This is a genomic window from Nonomuraea sp. IBHARD001 (genome assembly GCF_056106265.1).
Genome location: NZ_JBWBBW010000002.1, coordinates 7,977,724 through 8,002,679, shown reverse-complemented (window position 1 = coordinate 8,002,679; position 24,956 = coordinate 7,977,724). Strand labels below are relative to the sequence as shown.

Annotated in this window: 24 protein-coding genes; 12 read left to right on the top strand and 12 right to left on the bottom strand. The window is 70.9% G+C overall.

Annotated features, from left to right (window positions below; all coding sequences use genetic code 11):
- Positions 1-92: 92 nt before the first annotated feature.
- The gene (locus ACTWNK_RS38015; RefSeq protein WP_474309756.1) at positions 93-2,648 is read right to left on the bottom strand and encodes a penicillin acylase family protein; all 2,556 of its coding nucleotides are present in this window, start codon (positions 2,646-2,648) and stop codon (positions 93-95) included.
- Positions 2,649-2,775: 127 nt separating this feature from the next.
- Here ACTWNK_RS38015 and ddaH point away from each other — a divergent pair, with 127 nt between their 5' ends.
- Positions 2,776-3,552 carry a dimethylargininase gene (gene ddaH / locus ACTWNK_RS38010; RefSeq protein ID WP_474309755.1) on the top strand — a complete coding sequence of 259 codons (777 nt, stop codon included), beginning with the start codon at positions 2,776-2,778 and terminating at the stop codon, positions 3,550-3,552.
- Between the two features lie 37 nt (positions 3,553-3,589).
- On the opposite strand, the gene cysS is transcribed toward ddaH, so the two are convergent.
- The 7 genes from cysS to ACTWNK_RS37975 form a co-directional block, all read right to left on the bottom strand.
- Complete coding sequence (gene cysS, locus ACTWNK_RS38005; RefSeq protein ID WP_474309754.1) at positions 3,590-4,960, bottom strand: cysteine--tRNA ligase; 1,371 nt, start codon at positions 4,958-4,960, stop codon at positions 3,590-3,592.
- Between the two features lie 104 nt (positions 4,961-5,064).
- Complete coding sequence (locus tag ACTWNK_RS38000; protein ID WP_474309753.1) at positions 5,065-6,912, bottom strand: sigma factor-like helix-turn-helix DNA-binding protein; 1,848 nt, start codon at positions 6,910-6,912, stop codon at positions 5,065-5,067.
- Between the two features lie 53 nt (positions 6,913-6,965).
- Entirely contained in the window at positions 6,966-8,792 is a 1,827-nt protein-coding gene (locus ACTWNK_RS37995; protein WP_474309752.1) for a UvrD-helicase domain-containing protein, read from the bottom strand.
- 5 nt (positions 8,793-8,797) lie between these two features.
- Positions 8,798-11,098: a hypothetical protein gene (locus ACTWNK_RS37990; RefSeq protein ID WP_474309751.1), complete on the bottom strand. Its 2,301-nt coding sequence runs from the start codon at positions 11,096-11,098 to the stop codon at positions 8,798-8,800.
- Between the two features lie 152 nt (positions 11,099-11,250).
- Positions 11,251-12,003, bottom strand: coding sequence for a class I SAM-dependent methyltransferase (locus tag ACTWNK_RS37985; RefSeq protein ID WP_474309750.1), 753 nt, complete (start codon positions 12,001-12,003; stop codon positions 11,251-11,253).
- A gap of 135 nt (positions 12,004-12,138) precedes the next feature.
- Entirely contained in the window at positions 12,139-13,218 is a 1,080-nt protein-coding gene (locus ACTWNK_RS37980; protein ID WP_474309749.1) for an ABC transporter substrate-binding protein, read from the bottom strand.
- A gap of 17 nt (positions 13,219-13,235) precedes the next feature.
- On the bottom strand, positions 13,236-13,466 hold the full coding sequence (locus ACTWNK_RS37975) for a putative acetyltransferase (protein WP_474309748.1): 231 nt from the start codon (positions 13,464-13,466) through the stop codon (positions 13,236-13,238).
- A gap of 104 nt (positions 13,467-13,570) precedes the next feature.
- Here ACTWNK_RS37975 and fdxA point away from each other — a divergent pair, with 104 nt between their 5' ends.
- From fdxA to ACTWNK_RS37960, 3 genes are all read left to right on the top strand, one after another.
- The gene (fdxA, locus tag ACTWNK_RS37970; protein ID WP_474309747.1) at positions 13,571-13,897 is read left to right on the top strand and encodes a ferredoxin; all 327 of its coding nucleotides are present in this window, start codon (positions 13,571-13,573) and stop codon (positions 13,895-13,897) included.
- A 114-nt stretch (positions 13,898-14,011) separates the two neighbouring features.
- On the top strand, positions 14,012-15,091 hold the full coding sequence (dapC, locus tag ACTWNK_RS37965) for a succinyldiaminopimelate transaminase (RefSeq protein ID WP_474309746.1): 1,080 nt from the start codon (positions 14,012-14,014) through the stop codon (positions 15,089-15,091).
- Positions 15,092-15,102: 11 nt separating this feature from the next.
- Entirely contained in the window at positions 15,103-15,774 is a 672-nt protein-coding gene (locus ACTWNK_RS37960) for a DUF4178 domain-containing protein (protein ID WP_474309745.1), read from the top strand.
- Positions 15,775-15,803: 29 nt separating this feature from the next.
- On the opposite strand, the gene ACTWNK_RS37955 is transcribed toward ACTWNK_RS37960, so the two are convergent.
- Complete coding sequence (locus tag ACTWNK_RS37955) at positions 15,804-16,631, bottom strand: hypothetical protein (RefSeq protein ID WP_474309744.1); 828 nt, start codon at positions 16,629-16,631, stop codon at positions 15,804-15,806.
- Between the two features lie 37 nt (positions 16,632-16,668).
- Between ACTWNK_RS37955 and ACTWNK_RS37950 the strand changes: the two genes are divergently transcribed.
- The 4 genes from ACTWNK_RS37950 (at position 16,669) to ACTWNK_RS37935 (ending at position 20,189) form a co-directional block, all read left to right on the top strand.
- Positions 16,669-17,505, top strand: a complete 837-nt coding sequence (locus ACTWNK_RS37950; protein ID WP_474309743.1) for a 2,3,4,5-tetrahydropyridine-2,6-dicarboxylate N-succinyltransferase — start codon at positions 16,669-16,671, stop codon at positions 17,503-17,505.
- A gap of 77 nt (positions 17,506-17,582) precedes the next feature.
- On the top strand, positions 17,583-18,644 hold the full coding sequence (dapE, locus tag ACTWNK_RS37945; RefSeq protein ID WP_474309742.1) for a succinyl-diaminopimelate desuccinylase: 1,062 nt from the start codon (positions 17,583-17,585) through the stop codon (positions 18,642-18,644).
- 172 nt (positions 18,645-18,816) lie between these two features.
- On the top strand, positions 18,817-19,599 hold the full coding sequence (locus ACTWNK_RS37940) for an LOG family protein (RefSeq protein WP_474309741.1): 783 nt from the start codon (positions 18,817-18,819) through the stop codon (positions 19,597-19,599).
- An 11-nt stretch (positions 19,600-19,610) separates the two neighbouring features.
- Complete coding sequence (locus ACTWNK_RS37935) at positions 19,611-20,189, top strand: LOG family protein (protein ID WP_474309740.1); 579 nt, start codon at positions 19,611-19,613, stop codon at positions 20,187-20,189.
- 6 nt (positions 20,190-20,195) lie between these two features.
- Here the strand turns inward: ACTWNK_RS37935 and ACTWNK_RS37930 are convergent, their stop codons facing one another.
- Positions 20,196-20,486, bottom strand: a complete 291-nt coding sequence (locus tag ACTWNK_RS37930; RefSeq protein WP_474309739.1) for a hypothetical protein — start codon at positions 20,484-20,486, stop codon at positions 20,196-20,198.
- Positions 20,487-20,514: 28 nt separating this feature from the next.
- Here ACTWNK_RS37930 and ACTWNK_RS37925 point away from each other — a divergent pair, with 28 nt between their 5' ends.
- The gene (locus ACTWNK_RS37925) at positions 20,515-20,991 is read left to right on the top strand and encodes a hypothetical protein (protein WP_474309738.1); all 477 of its coding nucleotides are present in this window, start codon (positions 20,515-20,517) and stop codon (positions 20,989-20,991) included.
- Positions 20,988-21,530, top strand: a complete 543-nt coding sequence (locus tag ACTWNK_RS37920; RefSeq protein WP_474309737.1) for a DNA-3-methyladenine glycosylase I — start codon at positions 20,988-20,990, stop codon at positions 21,528-21,530. The genes ACTWNK_RS37925 and ACTWNK_RS37920 overlap by 4 nt, the downstream gene beginning before the upstream one ends.
- Positions 21,531-21,533: 3 nt before the next feature.
- On the opposite strand, the gene ACTWNK_RS37915 is transcribed toward ACTWNK_RS37920, so the two are convergent.
- Together ACTWNK_RS37915 and ACTWNK_RS37910 are read right to left on the bottom strand one after the other, a co-directional pair.
- On the bottom strand, positions 21,534-22,310 hold the full coding sequence (locus ACTWNK_RS37915; protein ID WP_474309736.1) for an enoyl-CoA hydratase-related protein: 777 nt from the start codon (positions 22,308-22,310) through the stop codon (positions 21,534-21,536).
- On the bottom strand, positions 22,307-23,092 hold the full coding sequence (locus tag ACTWNK_RS37910; protein WP_474309735.1) for a PaaX family transcriptional regulator: 786 nt from the start codon (positions 23,090-23,092) through the stop codon (positions 22,307-22,309). Before ACTWNK_RS37910 ends, ACTWNK_RS37915 begins: the two co-directional genes overlap by 4 nt.
- Positions 23,093-23,273: 181 nt before the next feature.
- On the opposite strand from ACTWNK_RS37910, the gene ACTWNK_RS37905 reads away from it, so the two are divergent.
- Together ACTWNK_RS37905 and ACTWNK_RS37900 are read left to right on the top strand one after the other, a co-directional pair.
- Positions 23,274-23,441 carry a DUF3117 domain-containing protein gene (locus tag ACTWNK_RS37905; protein ID WP_020545024.1) on the top strand — a complete coding sequence of 56 codons (168 nt, stop codon included), beginning with the start codon at positions 23,274-23,276 and terminating at the stop codon, positions 23,439-23,441.
- A gap of 87 nt (positions 23,442-23,528) precedes the next feature.
- The gene (locus tag ACTWNK_RS37900) at positions 23,529-24,944 is read left to right on the top strand and encodes a leucyl aminopeptidase (protein WP_474309734.1); all 1,416 of its coding nucleotides are present in this window, start codon (positions 23,529-23,531) and stop codon (positions 24,942-24,944) included.
- Positions 24,945-24,956: the final 12 nt, after the last annotated feature.

The window sequence follows — 24,956 nt, the reverse complement described above, 5'->3', positions numbered from 1 at the left end:
CCTTACAGCTACCCCCAACCGCCCACTCAAGCCCAGGCAGCCCAGGCAGCCCAGGCAGCCCAGCAAGCATCACCCCCCAACACCCCACCCCCCTACGGCGTAAGCGTCAAAGTAACCGCAGCCCCCTCCCGCACAGCCCCCTCCGACGACCGCATGGCCGTAGTCCCCCCACCCCGCCACAGCTCCACCTGATCCGTGTAATGCGCAGCGAACACATGCCCCGAAGCCCCGGTCAAGTTCACCCACCGCGAAGCATCAAAGTCCGACAGATCGACAATCATCCGCATAGAAGGCACAGCGGTCACCGCATAAGACGCCTGGACATCCCACCCGGTCGCATTGACCGCATCGTCATTCCCGGGGCTCTCGAAAGGCCCCCGGTTGAAAAGGGACGCCAGAAACGGAACGGACCCGAAAGCGCCGTGCTCAAGAGTGAGGGTGTGCAAGGAACCCCAGCGCCAGAACTCGGGCTCGGGACCGAGACGGTCGGCCAGCTCGCGATAGGCCTGGGCCATGGCCCTGCGCAGGATGTCGTCGCGGCTCTCGACGACGTCGCGTGTGGTGGTGTCGTCCCAGAACGGGTCGTCGGGCAGGGCGAGAAGGGAGCGCACGACCTCGAACCACCGGTCGCCGCCGCTCGGCCGGGCGCCCTCGGGCAGGTCGTCGTTGAAGGTCAGGACGAGGAGCTGCCGCCAGACGGCGTTGAAGTAGGCGGCGGGCGCGGAGTCGGCGCGCTGGGAGCCGTCCCAGCCGGTGAGCAGGTCGCGAGCCTGTACGGCGGGGCCGGTCAGGTCGACCTGCGTCAGGGCGGGCACGAGGAAGGCGGCACTGCCGTTGTGGGTGTCCTGCTGGATGCGGCTCATGGTCTCGGCGTCGACCTCGCCGGTCTTGATCGACTGCTGGACGCGCTCCAGGATGCGCTGGCTGCGGTAGCCGTACGCCCAGTCGCCTGTGAGGAAGCGGGGATAGCGTGCGGGGTCGATGACGGCGTTGTTGGCGGTGACGACATAGCCGGTCGGGGGGTCTTCGAGGCTGGGCAGCTCGTCGAAGGGGATCATGCCCTTCCACTCGAAGTCGCCGGTCCAGCCGGGGACGGGCGCCGAGCCGTCGCCCCTGCTGCGGATGGGGATACGGCCGGGGGCTTGGTAGCCGATCCGGCCGTCGACGTCGGCGTAGACGAGGTTCTGCGCGGGGACGTCGAACAGCCGGGCCGCCGCCCTGAACTCGGGCCAGCTCTGCGCCTGGTTGAGTGCGAAGATCGCCTGGGCGGCCGTGCCCGGCTGCAGCGCCGTCCACTGCAGTGCGACCTCCTGCCTGCCGGAGGCGGCCCCGGCCGGCGTCAGGGCAGCTATGTCGGACATGACGGCACTGAGCAGGGGGCCGTGGCGGGTCTTTCTGATCGTCAGCGGGACGGGCTCGCTCCCGGCGACCTTGATCTCGGTCCGCCGGATGTCGAGGCGGGTCCACCGGCCGCGATACAGATAGGTGCCGTCGTCCCTGACCTGCTCCACATAGAGGTCGGCGACATCGGGCGCCAGATTCGTGAACCCCCAGGCGATGCGGTCGTTGTGCCCGATGATCACACCGGGGACCCCGGAGAAGGAGAAGCCGGTGACGTCATAGGGACAGCCCTCCGACCTGACCCGGCAGTGCAGGCCGGTCTGGTACCAGACGGAGGGCAGCTGGGCCGACAGGTGCGGATCGTTGGCCAGCAGCGGCTTGCCGCTCTTGGTGTGGGCTCCCGAGACCACCCAGGAGTTGGAGCCGATGCCGTCGCCCTTGCCGATCAGCGGCGGCACCCGGCGCAGCGCCTCGGCCGCCCTGGTCAGCGCGGAGGCGGCGGCGCCGACAGGGGTGGCGTCGGTCGGCTGCGGCTCGGCCGTCTGGTCGAAGGCCCCCCGCACGACCGTGCCCTGATCGACGATCGGCTGGTGCCGGTCGAACGGATAGGGCGGCCAGAGCTGCGCCACCCGCTCGGCGGGCAGCCGGGTGGCGGCCAGGCCCCTGCCGATCTCGTCGTTGAGGTTGGAGACGAGGTCCCAGGCCATGGCCTTGAGCCAGGAGACGGAGTCGAGCGGTGTCCACGGCTCCGGGCGGTAGCCCCGGTTGGTGAGTTTGAGTACGGAGTACTCGAAGCTGCGGTCGGAGGCGTTGGGGTTGTCGGCCAGCCAGGCGTTGACGCCCTTGGCGTAGGAGTCGAGGTGGCGCCTGCTCTGCTCGTCGAGTGCGGCCAGCTCGGCCCGGGCGACCTCGCGCCAGCCCATCGTGCGGATCACCTTGTCGGTGTCGACGGTCGCGGACCCGAACAGCTCCGAGAGCCGCCCGGCCGTCACATGACGCCGGAAGTCCATCTCCCAGAATCGGTCCTGGGCGTGCACATAGCCCTGGGCGAGGAAGAGGTCGTCGGCGCTGTCGGCGAAGATCTGCGCCACGCCGTGCGCGTCGCGGTGCACGGTGACCTCGCCGCTCAGCCCGGCCACCTTGAGCGACCCCTCGACCTGCGGGAACGACGACCTGACCAGCGCCACGCCCACACCCGCGAGCAGCACGGCCAGCACGAGGAGGAAGGTCAGCACCCTGGCCGCCCACTTCAGCGGACCCGGCATCCACGCATAGGGGCTGAGCCGCATCTCCTCGCCCTCCTCCACCTAGATCGTTTACGTGCTCGACCAGTGTGGCAGCCACGAGCCCGCCGACCGCACGGACAAGGCCACCTGTGGACAACCTCACCCCCCACCCTCAGCCCTGTGGACAACGCGATGAGAGCCTGGGGGCATGGCGACGAAGAAGGCGTTGGTCCGCAGGCCGAGCCCGCGGCTGGCCGAGGGCATCGTGTCCCACATCGACAGGAAGCCGGTCGACGCCGGCCTGGCCCTGGAGCAATGGCACGGATACGTGCGCACGCTCCAGGAGCACGGCTGGGAGACGATCGAGGTACCCCCGGCGGACGACTGCCCGGACGGCGTGTTCGTCGAGGACACGATGGTCGTCCACCGCAACGTCGCGGTGATCGCCAGGCCGGGCGCCGAGGCGCGCAGGCCGGAGACCGAGGCGGCCGAACGCGTGGTGACCGAGCTCGGCTACTCCGTCAACCGCGTCAGGGCGCCGGGCACGCTCGACGGCGGCGACGTGCTCAAGGTCGGCGACCTCGTCTACGTGGGCAGGGGCGGCAGGACCAACGCCGAGGGCGTACGCCAGCTGCGGGCGATCCTGGAGCCGATCGGCGCGACCGTGGTCGCCGTACCGCTGAGCAAGGTGCTGCACCTGAAGTCGGCGCTGACCGCGCTGCCGGACGGGTCGATCATCGGATACGCCCCGGCTGTGGACGACCCCGGCTTCTTCCCGCGCTTCATCCACATGCCGGAGGAACCGGGCGCGCACGTCGTCCTGCTGGGCGGCGACGCCCTGCTCATGGCGACCGGCGCGCCCCGCAGCGCCGCCCTGCTCGCCGACCTCGGGTACCGCCCCGTCCTGGTGGAGATCGGCGAGTACGAAAAACTCGAAGGCTGCGTGACCTGCCTGTCCGTACGCCTCCGCGGCCTCTACGGCTAGCCCGTCCGCCCGCCTGTACGCCTCCACAGCCGGCCCGTCATCGCCACGACTGACCCTCGGGCGTGTCGGTCACCGTGACCCCCAGGTCGGCCAGCTCCTCGCGCAACCGGTCCGCGTGCGCCCAGTCCCTGGCCGCCCTGGCCTTCGCCCGCTCCTGCAGCAGCACCGAGGCCCCGGCGGGCAGCGAACCCCCCGCCCGCCCGATGTCCACCGACAGATCCAGCCCGAGCACGTGGTCGAGATGCAGGAACGCCTCGAACTTCGCCCCGGCCGACACGCCCTCGTCCTTCTCCAGCGCCCGCAGCACGCGCAGCGCCGCGGGCGTGTCGAGGTCGTCGTCGAGCGCGGCCTCGGCCTGCTCCACGTACGGCCTGCTCATCGGCGCGCTGGGCAGGGTCGCCCACTCGGCCACCCGGGCCCGCCAGCGGCGCAGCGTGCGGTCGGCCGAGCGCAGGGTGTCCCACGTGAGGTTCATCTGCTGGCGGTAGCGGTGCTCCATGAAGGCGAGCCGTACGGCCAGCGGGTCGAGTCCGGCGTCGGCGACGTCGCTCAGCAGCACCACGTTGCCGGTCGACTTGGCCATCTTGCGCCCGTCGAACAGCAGGTGCTCACCGTGCACCCAATGGCGTACGACCTCGCGCCCGGCGGCCGAGTCCGACTGGGCGCGCTCGTCCTCGTGGTGCGGGAAGCGCAGGTCGATGCCGCCGGTGTGCAGGTCGATGGAGTCGCCGAGCAGGTTCAGCGACATGGCCGAGCACTCGACGTGCCAGCCGGGGAAGCCCCTGCCGCCCCAGGGCGTGTCCCAGGTCAGCTCGCGGTGGGAGTGCTTCCAGAGCGCCCAGTCGGCGTGGAAGCGCTTGCGCTCGTCGACGCCTTCGACGCGGTGGCCCGGCTTGAGGTCGTCGAGGCGGTTGCCCGACAGCTCGCCGTACGAGGGGAAGGAGCGGGCGTCGAAGAAGACCGAGCCGTCGGGCACGGCATAGGCGTGGCCCTGCTCCATCAGCTTGACGATCAGCTCGATCATCAGGTCGATGGTCTCGGTCGCCCTGGGGGTGTGCTCGGGCGGTCTGAGGTTCAGCAGCGAGGTGTCGCGGCGGAAGGCCTGCTCGTAGAAGCGCGCGACCTCGGCCGAGCTCCTGCCTTCGGCCTTGGCCTGGGCCAGCACCTTGTCCTCGCCGATCTCGGCGTCGTCGACCAGATGGCCGACGTCGGTGATGTTCTGGCAGACGACCATACGGACCTTGCGGTGTTCGAGCACCCGCCTGATCAGGTCGGACAGCAGGTAGGAGCGCAGATTGCCCACGTGCGCGAACCTGTAGACGGTCGGCCCGCACGTGTACATGCGCAACGCCCTGGCGGGGGCGATCGGCTCGACCCGGCGGGTGCGCGTGTCGTAGATCCGCAACATCCTCCGAGCCTAGGCGACCGGCTCCCGTTCTCCTACCTCGCGTCCTGCTCGCCCAGGACTGTTCGCTCAGGAAGCCGAGAACTGTTCGCCCAACAAGCCGAGGGCTATTCGCCCAGGAAGCCGAGGATGTCGCGGTCGCCGCGTTCGCGCAGCCTGGCGACGACCTCGTCGCGGGTCGCGTTCTCGGGCAGGCCGATTCTGGCCCCGATGAGCCTGATGCCCTCGGCCTCGGAGGAGACCGGGGCGGTGTACCCGATGAGGTGCAGCGCCCGGTTCACCGGCGGCAGCCCGACGGCCGCGGCGGGCAGGTGCCTGGTGAGCAGCTCGCCGCCGTCGGAGACGGTCAGGAACACGTGGTCGCCGTCCCCGGCCTTGAAGTCGGACAGCACGTTGCGGATCGAGCCCATCGTCGGCTGGTTGTGCCAGCTGATCACCACATCGCCCGATGGCGTGGACGCGGTGAGCTGTCCGCCCGGCGCCATGCCGAGGTGGGCGGCGAATCCCGTGGGCAGCGGCGAGCCGGAGCCCCTGAGGTGTTCGGCGTTGACGTCGACGCGGTGCCACCAGCGCCCGTCGCGGCTGCGGAAGCTGCGACGGGTCTCGGAGACGTCCTTGCGGGGCTGGTACGGCTCGGCCTCCTCGCGTGAGGCGCCCGCCACCCGGATCCAGCCCCGCTGGGTGCGCTCGAAGCCGGGCCCGCCCGAGTAGGCGCGAACCGAGCTCTCCGACACGTCGTAGCGCGAGGTCAGGTTGGTGACGATGGTGTTGACCGAGGCCTCGCCGCCCGCCCTCTCGATCTCGCGGGCGATCATCTCCCTGATGCCGAGGTACTCCTCGCCGCCCCAGCTCGCCAGGCCGTACTTGTTGCGGTCGACCCGGCGGAAACGCTCGTCGGCGGTGAGCTGGTTGCGGATGCCGACCAGGCTGTAGTCCTCGCCGATGCGCTCCTGGATCTCCTCGGGCGTCAGCGCCTCCCCGGCCACGGCGAGCACGGCCTCGGCCTTCTCGTTGACACTGCGCGGCCACGGCACGACGTGCGTGTCGAGCACGCGCAGCTGGGGCACGGCGACGATCCAGCGCTCGGCGACGTCCTCGCGGATGCCGAGCTGCGCGGCCAGCGAGACGGCCTCGGCCATCGGGTGCGGCCCGTCGGCGAACAGCTGCCTGGTCTTCTCCCTGAGCTCGTCGGCGCCTCCGCTGACCAGCCACCCGTCGGCCTGGTCGTACCCGGTCAGCAGCGTGCGGACGAACTGCCAGGCCGGAATGCCGAGCGAGGGCAGCTCGGCCTCGTGCCACGGCGAGGCGGCGGCCAGCTCCTCCAGGGGTACGGCGGTGCCGAGGCGCTCGCGCAGCCAGGTGAGGTGTGCGGCGAGCGGCGCGGCCTCGGGTCCGGCCAGCCAGGCCTCGACGTGGTCGCGCAGGTCGCGTTCGATCTGCCTGATGCGCTCGCGGGTGACGGAGAAGCGCTGGGCGAGCTCGTCGAGCGTGGCCCGCTGCAGGGCGTAGAGCCGGTCGCGTGCGATGGCGCGCTGCCGGTCGTCGAGCCCGGCGAACAGCTCGTCGACGATCTCGGGCACCGGCCGGTCGTTGCGCAGCTGTGCGGCGCCCGCGCCCCGGCTCTCGGCGGGTTCGAGCAGGCGCTCCAGGACGTTGCTGAACAGCTTGTGCACGACGTCGCGGCCGAGTGTGTCGGGCGTGCGCTCGCTCTCGGCGGGGTCTGAGAATCTGAGCAGCGGCAGGATGTCGCCGAGCACCAGGTGGGCCCAAGCGCCCATGGAGAGGTCGGCGAGTTTGCCCGCCACCTCCTGCGTCCCGATCGTCGAACAGGCCAGGTCGAGCGGAATCGCCTGCCACCATGCCTCGGGCAGTTGGGCGTCGTCCGCGATCGGCGCGAGCTGCGCTGGAGAGGTCCAGCGCAGGGGAGGCGCGAGGTCGCTCAGGCTCAGATTCATGGAGGTCCAACCGACAAAAGGGAAAAAGTATCCGCAGTTCAGAGACTATGTGATCAGGCTGACAGGAAAGGACTTTCCCTGCCTGAATGCGATAAATACAGAACGGACCTGGCTCTTGTACAGGCGACATAGAGAAGCCCGCGTTCGCGTTGCAGAGCGCGGGCGCGCTGGGCCGGATCGTCGGGAAGCGGGCCGGGCACGACACCGGCGATGATGCCGATCAGCGCCACCCGTTCGAACTCCAGCCCCTTGAGCCCGTGCAGTGTGCTCGCCCGTACGAGCAGACCGGCCGCACGCAGCGCCTCGCGCGCCGCGCGGACCAGACCGGAGGTGCGGGCGCCGACGGCCATCTCGTGCGCGGGCACCCCGTCGTCGAGCCAGCCCATGACCGTGCCGACCATTCCGGCAAGCTCCGCTTCGGGCGTGTCATAAGCCCTGATCATCGGCCGCTCCCCATGTCGTGTCGCCCTCAGCCCGTGCAACTGCTGAAAGCCTTTGACAAGTCCTGACTCCGGCCCGCCTCCACGCAGTCGCACACCGAACGAGAGGATCTCGTGCGGCAGCCGGTAGGAGACGTCGAGCGTGTGCTGGCCGGCCGCGATGCCGACCGTGCCGAGCGTGACGCGCGTGTCGGTGACACGCTGGTGCGGATCGCCCACCACGAACAGATCGTCCACAGCGTGCGGCACCGCGGCCCGCAGCAGCCGCCACTGCGCGGGATGAAGATCCTGCCCCTCGTCCACCACCACATGGTTGTACGGCTTGCGCTCGGGACCGGCGTCCAGCAGGTCGCCCGTCGTGGTGGCCAGCAGCCTGAGCGCCTCGTCGGTCAGCTGCGCCAGCCTCCTGGCCCCGGTGCCGACCAGGACCGGCTGCCTGCCCTCGCCCTCGGCGACGATACGGACGGCGAGCCTGTCGACATTGCCGACGTCGATGCGCTTGCGGACGATCTCGTCCTCGATCAGCAGGTCGAGCCGTGACTCCAGATCGGCGGCCAGGCCCTGCGAGAACGTCACCAGCAGCACGGGCCCACGCCCGTTCGCCGCCAGATGGGCGGCCCTGTGCAGGGCGATCAGCGTCTTGCCCGTGCCCGCGCCGCCCGTCACCAGCACCGGGCGCGCATAGCCGTCGGCCTTGGCCAGCCTGTGCTGCGCCGGGTACAGGAACGTGCACCAGTCCGGCCGCTCCAGCACACGGTCGAGGTCGTGGTCGTCGTGCACGAAGACCGCCTCGCCCGGCGTCCTGGTCAGCGCCGTGTACAGGTCGTCGGGGTCGACCTCGCCCGGCAGGTCGCCCGCCGTACGCCAGGCGATCACCGCGCGCCACGCGTCGGCCAGTGTGCCTCCGGCGGCCAGCGCCGCCAGCGGGGCGTGCTGGGCGGGCGGGAGCAGTGGTTCGAGCGCCTCGACGTCCGCCTCGGTGGTGATGTCCCTGATCAGCGGGAGCAGCCTGGCGTCGAGGCCGAGCCCCGCAAGATCGGCGTCGCAGATACCCTCGAACAGCCTCGGCGCACCGCCGGCCGCCCTGCGCAGCGCCGGTTCGGCCCGTTCCAGCGACTCGGCGTCCCACGTCTCGACGGTGCCGAGCAACGGGTTGACGCCATAGGCGTGGCGCTGGGCGTAGGGCCAGGCCTCGGCGTCGGGCAGCACGGTCAGCAGCCAGTACACGTCGTTGCGCCTGAGCACGACCCCCCGATGGCGATCGGCCAGACGCAGCGTGGCCACCCTCGGATCGCGCCCGCCCCTGACCCGTTCGGGATGCGGGGCCGCGGCCAGATGGCCGAGGAAGCGCCTGACCGCGACCACGACCTCCCCGCGCACCGGCGGTGCCAGTGCGCCGAGTTCCCTGCGGAACTCAGGAGAGATCGCGAGGCGCGGCATGACGCTCAGCCCAGCAGCGAGAGCAGGTCGCGGTCTCCGCGCTCACGGAGCTTGTTGAGCAGGTCGGGCAGTGCCACCGGACCGGACATGCCGATGCGGGTGGCGATCACCCTGGCCGCCTGGTCGAGCGTGCCTCCCGGCGCGGTGTAGCCGACCAGGCGCAGCGCCTTGGTGATCGGCTCGGCGTTCTGCGAGGCGACGGGCAGGTGCCTGGCCCGCAGCACGCCCTCGTCCGACAGCGTGAGGAACAGGTGCCCGCCCTCCTTCGCGCCCACGTCGCCGAGCAGGCGCTGCACCGACTCGATGGCGGGCCTGCCGTGCCAGCTCAGCGTGAGCTCGCCCGCCGCGCTCCTGACGACACGGGAGTCGCCTGGCGACAGGCCCAGGTAGGCCGCGAAGCCGCTGGGCAGCGGGCACTCGGCGCCCGCCAGGTGCTCGGCCGCCACGTCCACGCGCAGCCACCACCGCCCGTCGGGCTGACGGAAGCAGCGCCTGGTCTGCGAGACGTCCTTGAGCGGCTGGAACTGCCTGCCCGGGTCCGACCCGCCGTTGACCGCCTTGGCCTGCGCCGCCACCTGCGGGAACTCCGGCACGCCCGCCTCGGGCCCCGGCGAGGCCGGAAGCGTGGCCAGCACGAACTGCCACGCCGGGACGTCCAGCGCCTTGATGTCGAGCGAGTGCCACTCGGCCGCCTGGATCAGCCGCTCCTTGGGCGCGTGCAGCCCGAGCGTCCGGCGCAACGTGTTCAGATGCTCCCGGTACGGCGCCGCCTCGTCGCTGACCAGCCAGTGCTTCAGCCGTACGCGCAGCCCGGCCTCCAGCTCGTCGATCTCCCATCGGGGCACGGCGAACAGCTTGGCGAGCTCCTCGGGGGCCGAAGGGGAGTCGGTGAACACACGGTTCTGGGCGACGGCCCAGCTCTTGTCGTCCAGGTCGGAGAAGGCGGCCTCGATGAGCGCGGCCAGCTCGTGCACCGGCGGCTGGTCCTCGCTCGCCGGTCCGATGGTGGGCGGTCCCAGGTCGGCAGGGGAGTCGAGGGGCGATGGGGGCTGGGCGAACAGCGGTCCCGGCTGGGGGCCGAACTGCAGCTCGGGCGCCGGTTCGGGAGGGAGGCGCTCGGCGAGCCTGGGCCCGGGGCCGGGCCGTTCGCCCAGGTCCGCCTCCTGGGCGTGCGCCGCCAGGGGGTCGACCGGGAGCAGCACGGGCTCCGGCTGGGGGATGTCCGCGTCGCGCAGGGGCTCGACGAGGGAGAGCTGGGGCGCCACAGGGCCCAGGGGGTCGGAGAGCGGGTCCAGGGCGTCGGCGGGTGGCTCAGGGGCCTGCTCCTGGGCCGGCGCGGGCTCGCCCGGGATCGGCTCGGCGGGCGACCGGTGCGACACGTCGTCACCCGGACGCGAGGGGGCGCCCTCAGAGCCTCGTGGAGGCACGCCGAAGGGATGGAAGACCGGCGACCCGGGACCGTGCGCCTGAGGCGGCTCAGGGGCCGCTGACGCCTCGTCCAGGACGTCTCCACGCTCGACGCCCGCCGCCTCGGCGGCCGAACGCCGGGACCGCCGCTCGGCGCGACCGCCCAGCGGATCGGACGGCAGCTCGTCGGCAGGGCGTTCGCCCGAGACAGGAGGGCTTTCACGCGAGGCACGGTGTTCGCCCGAGACAGGGCTTTCGCCCGAAGCGCGGTGTTCGCCCGAGGCGGGGCTTTCCCCCGAGCCAGGGCTTTCGCCCGAAGGCGCGTCGAGGCGGTGCCCCTCCGGCTCGGGCGCGTCGGCGCCCGCGGGCCGCGCGCGTCCGCCCGAGCGCCCCTGCGAGGCCACCCCGTTGGCCACGGGAGCCGCCACGAGGCCCGCGCCCGCCGCCACCGGCGGCCCGACGGGCGCCAGCGGCGCGGGCGTCTCGAAGTGGGACGCCGGGGCGAGCCGTACCAGGACGGCGGCGAACAGGGTGTTCAGCACCGCCCGCGCCTGGATGAACGGCTGGTCGATCAGCTCGCGAGGCGTCAGCGCCAGCAGTCCGGCCCAGGAGCCGACCCGGTCGAGCGCGATGGCCACGTGCGGCTCGTCGGCCTCGTCGGGGTCGAGCACGTGCAGAGCGGGCAGCACGTCGCCGACGGCGGCGGCGGGCCAGTGCTCCAACGCGATCTCGGTGACCAGCTCGCCCAGCGACTCGGGCCCGATGGCCGCGAGCACATGCGTGATGGGCAGGCTGCGCCACCAGGCGTCGGGCAGTCCCGGCTGGCCGGTGAGCAGCGTGATGGCGGTCGCGTCGCTCCACCTCAGCGGTGGTACAAGGTCGCTCAGGGAGAAGTTCATCCTGTTTTTCACCAGCCCCTCACGCCGCAGGAGCGGCGCCGCCGAACTCACGCCACCCAACGGAACAGACCATAGTCTGGCAAATCGCCCACGTCGTCTGGCAAATCACACGCATTCGTTCCGGCCCTCTTCAGCGGCTCACCACAAGCTTTTCAGCGTCGGACAGCCGCGAAGCGTAGCCGTACATAGTCGGCCATCCAACCCGTCTCCCGGCGCAGGGCGGGTGCCGCCAGCTCATTGACCCGTTGGAGTAAGGGCTCGACCATGTCCACGGGAAGGCCGCCGAGCAACGACCCGGCGAACATCCGCACCCAGTCGGCCGCGCCCCTGGGACACTCGTCGAGCGGCGTGGGCCGGTCGAAGTACTCCAGCAGCCGCACGGCGAAGCCGTTCTTCTCCAGGCGGCGGGCGTACTCGGCGGGTGAGGGGAAGTACCAGGGCAGGCCGGGCTCGCGCAGGCCGTACTCACGCCAGGCGGTGGACATGGCCGCGGTCAGCTCGGCGCAGTTGCCCGAGCCGCCCATCTCGGCGATGAAGCGCCCGCCGGGCACGAGGGCCTGGTGCACGTTGGCGATGACGGCGTCGGGGTCGCGGTTCATCCAGTGCAGGGCCGCGTTGGAGAAGACGGCGTCGTAGGCGCGGGCGACGGTGAAGTCGTGGCCGTCGCCCACGATGAAGTCGATGCCGGGGTAGTGTGCGAGAGCTTTCTCGATCATCGCGGGCGAGCCGTCGATGCCCAGAACCTGGGCCCCCCTCGACGAGATCTCCGCGGTCAGCACCCCCGTGCCGCACCCCAGATCGAGCACCCGCTCTCCCGGCTGCGGGTCGAGCAGGTCGACCAGGGGTGCGCCCTGGGCGGAGACGTAGCCGAAACTGCTGTCGTAGGCGCGACTGTTCCACCGCATCAAGCTCGGTGTGTCGTATCGCAAGACGATCAGCTCACATTCTGAGACATCGAGGACCCCCCGGACTCTTCGTGAGTGCTCACTCTAGAGTCCGAATGTCTCTACGACATATCAGTCACCACTGACACATGCCGCTCATCCGCCGATCTGGCCACTCCACTCTTTGCGCAGGTAGGTCTTGGCGCTGTCGGTCTGGGTGACGCTCAGCATCACCGGCGCGGGGGCCTGTGGCAGGCTCGCGGCGGTCTCGGTGTCGAGGGTGCCCTTCATGAGCATCGCCTCGCCGCGCGCCGGCCTGACGTACCCCTTGAGGAGCAGGTTCTGGCCCTCGTCGGAGAACAGGAACTCCTGCCAGAGCCTGGCCGCCGCCGGGTGCGTGGCGCTCTTGCTGACGGCCTGCACGTAGAAGGCGCCGAGCGGCGCGTCCTTCGGGATCGTCACCTTCCAGGCCGGCTTCTCCTCGTCCTCCTCCATGGCCTTGGCCGCCTTGGCCGCGTTGAGGTTGTCCCAGTCGACGACGACGGTGGCCTTGGCCGGGTCGGTCAGCTTGCCCTGCTTCTTGAGCTCGGCGAAGTAGGCCAGACCGCGTTCGGCGTCGGCCTTGCCGTCCTTGAGCGAGGCCGCCATCACGCCGTTGAACGCCGATGCCGCCTGCAGCGGGTCCCCGGCGAGCGCGACCGTGTAGCCCGGCTTGAGCAGGTCGGCGAACGAGGCGGGCGCCGCGACCTTGCGCGGGTCGTACCCGAGCGACATGTAGGCGCCGTAGCTGCCGTACCAGGCGCCGTCGTGGTCCTTGATGTTGTCGGGCAGGTCGTTCCAGCCCTGGACCTTGTACGGGGCGAAAGCGTCGGAGTGGGCGAGCGCGACGTCGAGGGTCAGGTCGAACACGTCGGGCTTGAGTTGCGCGATGGCCTCGATCTCACGCTTGCTGTTGGCGTTGGGTTCGAGTTCGTTGACCTTGATGTCGTACTTGTCGGCGAAGGTGTCGATGATCTCGCCGTAGTTCACCCAGTCGCGCGGCAGGGCGACGACGTTGAGCGCGCCCTCCTTCTTCGCGGCCTCGGCCAGGCGTTCCATGGTGGTGAAGCCGTCCTTCATGGAGGCGGCTCTGGCGTTGATCGGCGGAAGCGCCTTGTCCTCGGTCGCGGGAGCGCTGCATCCGGCGCTCACGGCGATCACGGCTACAGCGGTGGCGGCGCAGGTACGTACAGTCACCCTTCGAATACAACCTGCTATATCCGCCCAGGTCGAGGAGGCGCGGCCGGTACGACCTTCGCGGCGACGAGTGTCTCCTCGGCGAACTCGACGAGCGAATCGTCGCGTTTGCGAATTCGAATGACGCCGTCGTCCCAGGAAACGAGAATGCCGACGGCATCGCGGAAGCCGCCGGGAACCCGCCTCCGGGTGGTGATCCGGGTGCCGATGTCCGCTCTTGTGATGGCGATAACAAGCCGCGCGGCCATGAGTTTGGCACCCTCCGTTCCGGTCACTTGGCAGGCACGGCAATACTAGGCGTAGCAACCCGCGGTCGAAGTCGTGCCAAGGCGCGAGGAAGAAGGAGCCCGAGGTGACCTACGTCATCGCGCAGCCTTGCGTGGACGTCCTGGACAAGGCGTGCATCGAGGAGTGCCCCGTCGATTGCATCTACGAGGGCGAGCGCATGCTGTACATCCACCCAGACGAGTGTGTGGACTGCGGTGCGTGCGAGCCGGTGTGTCCCGTGGAGGCGATCTTCTACGAGGATGACCTTCCCGAGCAGTGGAAGGACTTCTACAAGGCCAACGTCGACTTCTTCGAGGACCTCGGCTCGCCGGGTGGCGCCTCGAAGGTCGGCAAGATCGAGAAGGACCACGCGGTCGTGGCGGCTCTCCCGCCGCAGGCCGAGGAGCACTGAGTTCAGGTCCACGACCTGAGGCATCGCGCCCGCCGCGCCGTAGTTCGCGCCGGGCGCGATGCTTTTCCCGCAGCCGGGCTTTCCCGCAGCCGGCCCGTCGACGGAGAGGCCCACGTGAACAACCTGCCCGACTTCCCATGGGACCGGCTCGTGCCGTACAAGGAGCGGGCGCTGGCCCACGAGGACGGCATCGTCGACCTGTCGGTCGGCACGCCGGTCGACCCGGTGCCCGCGGTCGTGCGGCAGGCCCTTGTCGAGGCGGCCGACAGTCCCGGCTACCCGCTGACCCACGGCACGAAGAGGCTGCGCGAGGCCGCGGCCGGATGGCTGGCCCGCCGCCACGGCGTCACGGTGGACGAGCAGGACGTGCTGCCGCTGATCGGCTCCAAGGAGCTCGTGGCCTGGCTGCCCACGCTGCTCGGCGTCAGGCCGGGCGAGCAGGTGATCTTCCCTGAGCTGGCCTACCCGACCTACGACGTCGGGGCCAGGATCGCGGGCGCCTCGCCGCTCGCCTCGGACGGCCTGCTGGCCGCGGGGCCCGAGCGCGTGCCGCTGGTCTGGGTGAACTCCCCCTCCAACCCGACGGGCCGCGTGCTGCCCGCCGAGCACCTGCGCAAGGTGGTCGCGTGGGCGCGCGAGCGCGGTGCGGTCGTGGCGTCCGACGAGTGCTACATCGAGCTCGGCTGGGAGGAGCGGCCGATCTCGATCCTGCATCCGGACGTGTGTGGCGGCTCGCACGACAACCTGCTGGCCGTGCACTCGCTGTCCAAGCGCTCCAACCTGGCCGGATACCGGGCCGGGTTCCTGACGGGTGATCCCGCGCTGGTCAGGCGGCTGCTGGAGGTGCGCAAGCACGCGGGCATGATCATGCCGGCCCCGGTGCAGGCCGCCATGGCGGCGGCGCTCGACGACGACGCGCACGCCGAGGAGCAGCGCGGGCGCTACTCCGCCAGGCGGGCCGAGCTCCGTCCCGCCCTTGAGCGGGCCGGATGGAAGATCGAGCACTCGACCGCCGGGCTGTACCTGTGGGCCTCCAACGGCGAGGACTGCTGGGACCAGGTAAGGGCGCTTTCCGAAATCGGGATTTTGGTCGCACCGGGCGATTTCTACGGAGTCGCAGGTGGGCGGCATATCCGGATTGCCGTAACGGCCAGTGACGAACGCATCAGTGCGGCGGTGCGTCGCCTCCAGTAAGATCCCGGCGCATGGGCATGACCTCGGCGGTCGTACTCGCACTGAGCCTCGCCACGATCGTGCTGTTGCTCGGCGCCCTCTACGCCACCACGCGCCAGGACAGGAAGGCACGTCCGGCCACGCCCCAGCCCGAGCCGTCGATGTTCGACGACCCCCTGGCCGCGCCGGTCATGCTCCCGCCCGTGCTCCAGCACAGCACCGACTACACCGACCCGCGCACGATCAAGGTCGGCGACCGCATCGACTGCAGAGGCTCGCGCTACCTTGTGCGCGGCGCGCTGCACTCGTCGTGGCAGGGCACCCAGTGGGTCGAGTACGCGCTCGACGACGGCGCCAGGCGGCTGCAGTGGCTGTCGGTCGAGGTACGCCAGGGGCTGCTGTCGAGCGACCCGCCGCATCTCGAGGTGCTGCTGTGGACGCCCGTTCCGACCCAGGGCATGGTCCCGGCCAAGAGCATGCTGGTCATGGACGACGTCGAGTTCTTCCCCATCGAGCGGGGCACGGCCGCGTTCAAGTCCGAAGGCGAGACGAGGTACCCGGACCGTGGGCTGATCGACTTCGCCGACTACCGTGCGGGCGACGGGCGGCTGCTGTCCTTCGAGCGCATCCAGGGCGAGGGCTGGACCGCGGGATACGCCTCGCCGCTGCCGCCCGGGTCGATCACCATCCTGCCCGAGGCCTGAGCCCTCAGGTCAGGACGACTCAGGTCAGGTCAGGTCAGGTCGACGCGGCGCTCGGCCGGGACGCCCGAGGCGCCCTTCCAGCCCTCGTGACCGATCTTCGCCGTCCAGGTCTGCCCGGCGAAGGTGACCTTGCGCAGGCCGTACTTCTGGGCGTGTGAGACCGACCAGGCGGCGATGAGCCAGCCTCGCCTGGTCGTGGGGACGGCGGCCTCGCCGTTGGCGCCCAGGGCGCGGCTCAGCTCCTTGCGGGCCTTGTCGGGGGTCGGGGGAGGGGGCGACTTCTTCTCGTCCTGGGGGTACCAGCACAGCACGGCCTTCGGCACGCGCCCGGTGAAGGCGGCGGCGAGGATCTCGGCGTCGGGCTCGTGCTGGGCGTAGAGGGAGCCGTCGGCCGAGCGCTGCACCTCCTGGGCCGCCTCGTGCAGCGGGACCTTGCGGTAGTTCCTGACCTTGACCAGGCCGTCGAAGAACTTGCCCGTGGCGTAGACGACGTCCATCAGCTGCTCGGGCCTGCCCCAGCCCTGCGACTCGCGCTGCTGGAAGACCCCCAGGGAGTCGCGGTCGCCGTAGTCGAGGTTGCGCAGCTTCGTCTCCTGCAGCGCGGTGGCGTATGCGATCACCACGGCCCGCTCGGGCAGCTTCCTGCGCGCGGCCACGGCGGCGATCGTCGCGGCCACTCGCGCCTGCTCGATGTCGAGCGTCAGCTCACCGCCAGGGGTACGCGCCCAGCACTGCGCCTCCAGCGTGAACGGCTCGGCCCGGGTGAGCAGGTTGTACAGCCCCACGGCGATGGCCACCGCGAGCATCGAGACGATGACGACGATGGTGATGACCCCTATGGAGAAACGGCGGCGCACCCTGAAAAACCTACCCGCCCGTATAGAGTCCGTGGCCATGAGTCAACACCGTGTCAGCCCGATTTCCCCCGTCATTGACGAGCTGTGGGACAAGCGAGACGAGCTGTCACCCGCCGACGCCGAGGCCCGGGGTCTCGTGGTCGGCGCGATCGATCTCCTCGACACGGGTGCGGCCCGCGTGGCCGTGCTGGAGGAGGAGAGCGGTGCCGTGGTCGTGGACGAGCGGGCCAAGCGGGCGATCCTGCTCGGCTTCCGGCTGCTCGGCATGGCCAGGTCGCAGGTGGGCGACTTCCAGCACCACGACAGGGTGCCGCTGAAGACGACGTTCGACGGGGTGCGCGTGGTGCCCGGCGCGATCGCGCGCTGGGGCGCCTACCTGGCGCCCGGTGTGGTGCTGATGCCCTCCTTCACCAACATCGGCGCCTATGTCGGCGAAGGCACCCTGGTCGACACCTGGGCCACGGTGGGCTCCTGCGCCCAGATCGGGGCCAACGTCCACCTGTCGGGCGGCGTGGGCATCGGCGGCGTGCTGGAGCCGCCCAGCGCCGTGCCCGTCGTGATCGGCGACGACGCCCTGATCGGCAGCCGGGCGATGATCGTCGAGGGCGCCCGGGTCGGCGCCGGTGCGGTGATCGGCGCGGGCACCATCCTGTCGGCCTCGATCCCGGTCATCGACGTGCAGACAGGCCAGGAGATCGGCAGGGGAAGCGTCCCCGACCGATGCGTGGCCGTCGGCGGCACCCGTCAGAAGGAGTTCCCAGGCGGCACGTTCGGCCTGCCCTGCGTGCTGGTGCTCAAGCGCCTGGAGCCCGGCGAGCGCCACGACAAGGCGGAGCTCAACGACGTGCTCCGCCGCCACGGCGTCAACGCCTGACCGCACGAGATCGGCCCGCCCGTTCCTGTACGGCGGGCACGAGCCCGCGCCGAGGTGCGCCGATAAGCTCGGGTCCCATGCTGGACTTGACGCAGGACGTGGGCGCGTTGACCGCGCGGATCGTGGACATCGAGTCGGTGAGCGGCGCGGAGAAGCCGCTCGCCGACGCGGTGGCGCAGGCGCTCGGCGCCCTGCCGCACCTGAAGGTGGAGCGCCTCGGCGAGACCGTCATCGCGAGGACCTCCCTGGGCAGGGACGAGCGCGTGCTCATCGCCGGGCACCTCGACACCGTGCCGATCGCCGCGAACCTGCCCAGCCGGGTCGAGGGCGGCCTGCTCTACGGCTGCGGTACCTCCGACATGAAGGCGGGCGTCGCGGTGGCGCTCAAGCTGGCCGCGCTGCTACCCGGGCCGAACCGTGACGTCAGCTACGTCTTCTACGACTGCGAGGAGATCGAGGCCGAGCGCAACGGGCTGACCAGGGTCGCACGCGAGCGGCCCGAGTGGCTCGCCGCCGACTTCGCCGTGCTGATGGAGCCGACCGACGGTGTGATCGAGGGCGGCTGCCAGGGCACGCTGCGCGCCGAGATCACCGTCAGGGGCAAGCGCGCGCACTCGGCCAGGTCGTGGTTCGGCGTCAACGCCGTGCACGGCATCGAACCGGTGCTGGCCAGGCTCAACGCCTACGAGGCGCGGCTGCCCGTGGTGGACGGCCTGGAGTACCACGAGGGTCTGCAGGCCGTCGCCGTGCGCGGTGGGGTGGCGGGCAACGTGATCCCCGACGAGTGCGTGGTGACGGTGAACTACCGCTTCGCGCCCGACCTGTCGCCGGAGCAGGCCCAGGATCATGTGCGTGCGGTGTTCGACGGGTTCGAGGTCGCCTTCGTCGATCTGGCGCCGGGCGCGCGGCCCGGTCTGACGCATCCGGTGGCCTCGGCGTTCGTCGCGGCGGTCGGCGGCACGCCCAGGGCCAAGCTCGGCTGGACGGACGTGGCGAGGTTCTCGGCGCTCGGCGTGCCCGCGGTCAACTACGGGCCGGGGGATCCGAATCTGGCCCACCAGCAGGGCGAATACGTCGAGCTGAGCAAGATCTACGAGGCGGAGCAGGCGATGCTGACCTGGCTCGGCGGCGCGGCGTAGGGCCGGCGCGGGGCTTCGGCACAAAAGAAAGTGGCTTTCCTCGCCGGCCATTTGGCGGGGAAAGCCACTTTCAGTCCCGAGCAGCACCCTCGGCTGTTAGACGCAGCCATGTCGAAATCCGGTTCCCTCCTTTTTCCAAGATTTTTTCGGCGGGGGCACTAGCGTGAACCGCATGAAGCAGAAACGCCCCGAGCGCCGTCAGGGACAGGCCGTCATGCGCGGCGACATGGTCCCCGAATCCACCCACGACCAGCGGTTGCTCGACCGTCAGCAGAGCAGCGACTGGGTGCACGCCGACCCGTGGCGCGTGCTCAGGATCCAGGCCGAGTTCGTCGAGGGCTTCGGCCAGCTCGCCGAACTGCCCCCCGCGGTCACCGTCTTCGGCTCGGCCAGGACGCCTCCCGGCTCGCCCGAGTACCTCCTGGGCGCCGAGCTCGGCAAGGCGCTGGCCGAGGCGGGCTACGCGGTGATCACCGGCGGCGGGCCCGGCGTGATGGAGGCGGGCAACAAGGGAGCGCGCGAGGCGGGCGGCATCTCGGTCGGCCTCGGCATCGAGCTGCCCTTCGAACAGCGCATGAACGAGTACGTCGACCTCGGGATCGAGTTCAGGTACTTCTTCGTCCGCAAGACCATGTTCGTGAAGTACTCCTGCGGCTTCATCGCACTGCCCGGCGGCTTCGGCACGCTGGACGAGCTGTTCGAGGCGCTCACGCTGGTCCAGACGCACAAGGTCACCTCCTTCCCCGTGGTGCTGATGGGCACCGAGTTCTGGGGCGGCATGGTCGAGTGGATCAAGAGCGCCCTGCTGGGCAGCGGCAAGATCTCCCCGCAGGACCTCGACCTGATCCACCTGACCGACGACATCGACACGGCCGTGCGGATCATCTCCGACGCCGACAAGGCGCGCTCCCTCGAACGCGAAGCCGTCGAGGAGCACGACGCCGAGCCGCAATAGGGTCTTGTGTCGTGAACGTCTGTGTGTACCTCGCGTCCAGTCAGAAGATTGATCAGAAGTACACCGACCTCGCGGCAGAGGTCGGCGCCGCGCTCGCCAGGGGCGGGCACACCGTGGTGAGCGGCGGCGCCACCGTCTCGTGCATGGGCGCGGTGACCAGGGCGGCCAGAGCGGCGGGCGGGCGCACCATCGGGGTGATCCCGCAGGTGCTCGTCGACATCGAGATCGCCGACACCGAGTCGGACGAGCTGATCGTCACCGCGGACATGCGCGAGCGCAAGGGCGTCATGGACGCGCGCTCCGACGCCTTCCTCGTCCTGCCCGGCGGTATCGGCACGCTGGAGGAGCTGTTCGAGATCTGGACCGCCCGGGTGCTCGGCCTGCACGAGCGCCCCCTGGTCATCCTCGACCCCTGGGGCCTGTACGCCCCCCTGCGCCAGCTCATCGAGAACATGTACGACGAGGGCTTCACCCGCCCCAACGTCTTCGACGCCGTCTCCTGGACCACGTCGGTCACCGAGGCCCTCGAGCAGATCGAGGGCTCGGTCGTCCCCCTCACCCCGAGCGTCTCCGAACTCGGCGAGGGCTAGACGCGCTCAGGCCAGACCCCGTCTGGTCACCTCGGGCGGGCGGCGGCCGGCCAGCGCGTCGGTCATGGCCAGGGCCTGCCGTACGTGGGGCACGTGGGCGGGGTCGGCGGTGACGAACACCGTGGTGCCGTGCCAGCGGTGGACGGCGGCGGCGGCGAGTGCGGCGTCGAGGGCGGGAGGAAGCGTGACCAAAGCGATGCCGCCCGCAGCGGTCACCGCCTCGACCTCGGACGGGCGCCGCACGGCGCTCCAGGTGGTCGCGATTGGCTCGCCGGGCGCCAGCACTACAGGCCTCATGTCTTGATCGTACGAGTACGATGCCAATGTGCTGGTCGTACTCGCCATCGCCGCCCTCGCCGTACTGGCCTGCGTGGTCGTGGTATCCCTTGGCAGAGGCGGAGAGCTGAGCGAGTTCCCGCCTGACATTCCGCCGCTTGACCTGCCCGAACCCGGGCAGGTCACGGCCGTCGACTTCATGGCTCTGCAGTTGCCCGTCAATCTCGTCGGGTATCACACGCAGAGCGTCGACGAGACCCTGCGCAACGCCGCCGACGCCATCAGCGCGCGCGACACCCGGATCGCGGTGCTGGAGCAGCGCGTCTCCGAGTTGCTCGCCGGGCGCCTCCAGGCCCGTCAGGAGGTCTACGCGGGCCCCTCGGCCGGTCCCCGCACCGAGCACGCCCCGGAGGCCCCCGAGCACGCCCTGGAGCTGCGTGAGGCCGATCCCGAGCCGGAGGAGCACAAGCCGCAGGAAGGCGAAGTGTTCGCGGGCAAGGGCGAGGCGCACGAGGACGGCAAGTGAGCGATGCGGTCCGCTGCGCGTGGGCCGGTTCGACGCCGATCTACCTGACCTACCACGACGAGGAGTGGGGCCGTCCGGTCAAGGGCGACGACGCGGTCTTCGAGCGTGTCTGCCTGGAGGCGTTCCAGTCCGGCCTGTCCTGGCTGACGATCCTGCGCAAGCGCGAGAACTTCAGGGTCGCCTTCGACGGCTTCTCCGTCGAGAAGGTCGCCGCCTACACCGAGCAGGACGTCGAACGCCTGCTCGGCGATGCCGGCATCGTGCGCAACCGGGCGAAGATCGAGGCGGCCGTCGCCAATGCGCGTGCCGCGCTCGACCTGCCCGACGGCCTGTCGGACCTGGTGTGGCGGCACGCCGATCCCGGCTCGCCCGCGCCGAGGACGATGGCCGACGTGCCCGCCGTGACACCGGGCTCCAAGGCGCTGGCCAAGGAGCTCAAGCAGCACGGCTTCCGCTTCGTCGGGCCGACCACCGCCTATGCGCTCATGCAGGCGATCGGCCTGGTCAACGACCACATCGTGGACTGCGTCGCGCGCTGAGCCTCAGCGGCCCTCGAACACCGGGCGCGCCTTGGCCAGGAAGGCCGTCGTCGCCGCCACGTGGTCGGCGCTGGCCACGCACTCGTCCTGGAGCACGGCCTCAAGCTCCAGCGTCTCGGGCAGGCCGTGCGCCGCTCCGTAGGACAGCGCCCGCTTGGTGGCCGCGTAGGCGAGCGTCGGACCCTGGGCCAGCCGTACGGCGAGCTCGGTGGCGTTCTCGACGAGCTCGTCGCCGGGCACCACGCGCGAGACCAGGCCGAGTTCGAGCGCCTTCGGGGCGTCGATCGGCTCGCCGAGCAGCAGGATCTCGGCCGCCCTCCCCGCGCCGACCAGGCGCTGCAGCGTCCAGGATGCGCCGGAGTCCGGCGCCAGGCCGATGCCCGAGAAGGCCATGGCGAACTTGGCCCTGTCGGAGGCCAGGCGCAGGTCGCAGGCGAAGGCCAGGGAGGCGCCCGCGCCCGCCGCCACGCCGTTGACCGCGGCCACGACCGGCTTGGCCATCCGGGTGATGGTCTCGACGATCGGGTTGTAGTGCTCCCTGACCGTGCCGTCCAGGCCCTTGCCCGCCTCCAGGTTGGCCGCGTGCTCCCTGAGGTCCTGCCCGGCGCAGAAGGCGCGTCCCGAGCCGGTCAGCAGCACCGCGCGCACGTCCCGGTCGGCCGATGCGCGGCGCAGGGCTGCGAGGAGCTCGGTCTTGACCTCGGCGGTGAGGGAGTTCATGGCGTCGGGCCGGTCGAGTGTGATCGTGGCCACGGCGTCTGACAGGTCGTAACGGATCACCAGCGGTCTCCCAGGGTGCGATCGACGAAGGCGGCTGCGGACGGCAGCAGCCTGGCCGCCTCCTGCTCGAAGAACATACGCGCCTTCTCGCCCGGCCACCCGGCGGGCAGCAGTTCGCAGGGCAGGCCGGGGTCGCTGAACAGGAAGTTGCGCCAGCCGTGCAGCAGCCTGCTCCTGGTGGCGAACACCTGGTCGTCGGGCGCGTCGCCGGCCAGGGCGCCGACCAGTTCGATGGCATCGGCCAGCCAGTCCTCGTACGACTCGCCCATGCCCGCGAGGTCCCACGCCCTGGCGACCAGCTCGCGTGGGTCGCCGCCGAGCCTGGCCTCGAACCTGTCGGCGTTCACCTGCTCGGCCGCCAGCAGGTCGTCGAGCTCGGCCGCCCGGCGCGGTCCGACCCACGTGCTCTCCGAGATCGGCGCGTATCCGAGGAAGGTCAGCTCGGCCCGCAGCCGCTCGCGCCTGGCCCGGTCGCGGACCTGTCCGACGACCACCAGATGCCAGCGGCCCTCCCAGGTGATCGCGCCCGCTCGGTAAATTCTCAGTGCGGCCTCGTCAAGGCGCCGTACGCCCTTGGCGGTGAGCGCGTAACCAGGTCCCGGGGGCAGTCTCACGGGGGCCAGCCAGCCCTGCCTGACCATGCGGGAAACCGCTGTGCGTACGGCGGGAGCGGCGATGTCGAGGGGGGCGAGCAGCCTGACGAGAGCGGCCACGGTGGCCCTCCCGCCACGTGAGCGCAGGTGGTCCCCGTAGAGGTCGAAGAGCGCTGCGCGTGCGTTCACATGGTCCAGTTTGGACGCCTTATGTGCCACGGACAACGCATTCTGGGAGGAGATCGTTACCCATGAGCGGCTGGGATGCGGGAGAATAGGACATCACAGAAGACGTGAATGCGTCGGCCACCCCCCAGGGGCGGTCGAAAACCGCGGGCTGCGGGAGCCCAATGCACGAAGGGATGCACGCATGGCGGCGATGAAGCCGCGGACCGGCGACGGTCCGCTGGAGGTCACCAAGGAAGGGCGCGGCATTGTCATGCGAGTCCCCCTGGAGGGCGGCGGCCGGCTCGTCGTGGAGATCTCAGCCGACGAGGCCAAGGCTCTCGGCGAGGCACTGAAGAACGTCGTCGGCTGACCTGTCGCCGATTCCAGGACTGATCGACGGCCCCGGCCGCCGGGCTGATGACCCGCGCCGGGGCCGCTCACGTTGGGGGAGAGCGCGTTGCCCATTGAGAGCACGCTGCAGGTGCTCACGCAGGTTCCGGCCGATGCCGACCTGCTGGCCCTGCCCTACGGCGCGGACCTGAGCCCGGCGCACGACGGGCTGCGCGAGCTGCCGTTGCCCGCAGGGGCGCTGCTGGCGCACTACGAGTCCAAGGGTGAGGCGGGCGAGATCGTCGACGTGGCGGTGCCGCTGGGCGAGGGCGTCGGGCGGGTGCTGCTCTACGGAGTGGGCGACGCCTCGCCCGTCGCCCTGCGCAAGGCCGCCGCCGCGCTGACCCGCCGGGCCAAGGGCAGGGCGGCGCTCACGGTCGTCCTGCCGTACGAGGGCGACGCGGCCGTGTTCGCCGAGGCCGCGCTGCTGGCCGCCTACTCCTTCAGGATCGGCGCCGAGCCGAAGAAGGCGGTGGCCGAGCTCACCCTGGTCACGCCCGACGCGCAGCGGGCACGCCGGGGCGAGACGGTGGCCAGGGCGGTCGCGTTCGCCCGCGACCTGGCCAACATGCCCGCCTCGGTGAAGAACCCGGCCTGGCTGGCCGAACAGGCGGTCTCCGACGGGCTCGCCCTCCGCGTGTGGGACGAGGCCGAGCTGAGGGCGGGCGGCTTCGGCGGCCTGCTCGGGGTCGCGGCCGGGTCGCAGCACGAACCCAGGCTCATCCAGCTGAGCCACCACCCCGAAGGCGCCACCCGGCACGTCGTCCTGGTCGGCAAGGGCATCACCTTCGACTCGGGCGGCCTGTCGCTCAAGCCGACCGCGAACATGAAGACCCAGAAGACCGACATGGCAGGCGGCGCGGTCGTCATCGCGGTGATGCGCGCCCTGGCCGAACTCGACGCCCCCGTACGGGTGACCGGCCTGATCGCGGCGGCCGAGAACATGATCTCGGGTACGGCCCAGCGACCCGGCGACGTGCTCACGCAGTACGGCGGCAGGACCGTCGAGGTGCTCAACACCGATGCCGAGGGCCGCCTGGTGCTGGCCGACGCGATCGCATACGCCGACGCCGAGCTCGACCCCGACGTCATCGTCGACATCGCCACGCTGACCGGCGCGATCAGTGTGGCGCTGGGCAAGGACGTGGGCGCGGTGTTCGCCTCGGGCGACGACCTGGCGGGCGAGCTGGTCGAGGCGGGCGCCACGAGCGGCGAACCGCTGTGGCGCATGCCGCTGATCGACGACTACGCCCCCGCGCTCGAATCGCCGGTGGCCGACCTGGCCAACGTGGAGGCGGGCTCCAGATTCGGGGCGGGGGCGATCACGGCCGCGCTGTTCCTCAGGGAGTTCACCGGCGGCAGGCCGTGGGCCCACCTCGACATCGCAGGCGTGGGCCGCAGCACGGTCGACGCGGGCACCAGGAGCAAGGGCGCGACCGGGTTCGGCGTGCGCGTGCTCCTGGAGTGGCTCACCCGCGCCTGAGCCCCGTGTCTG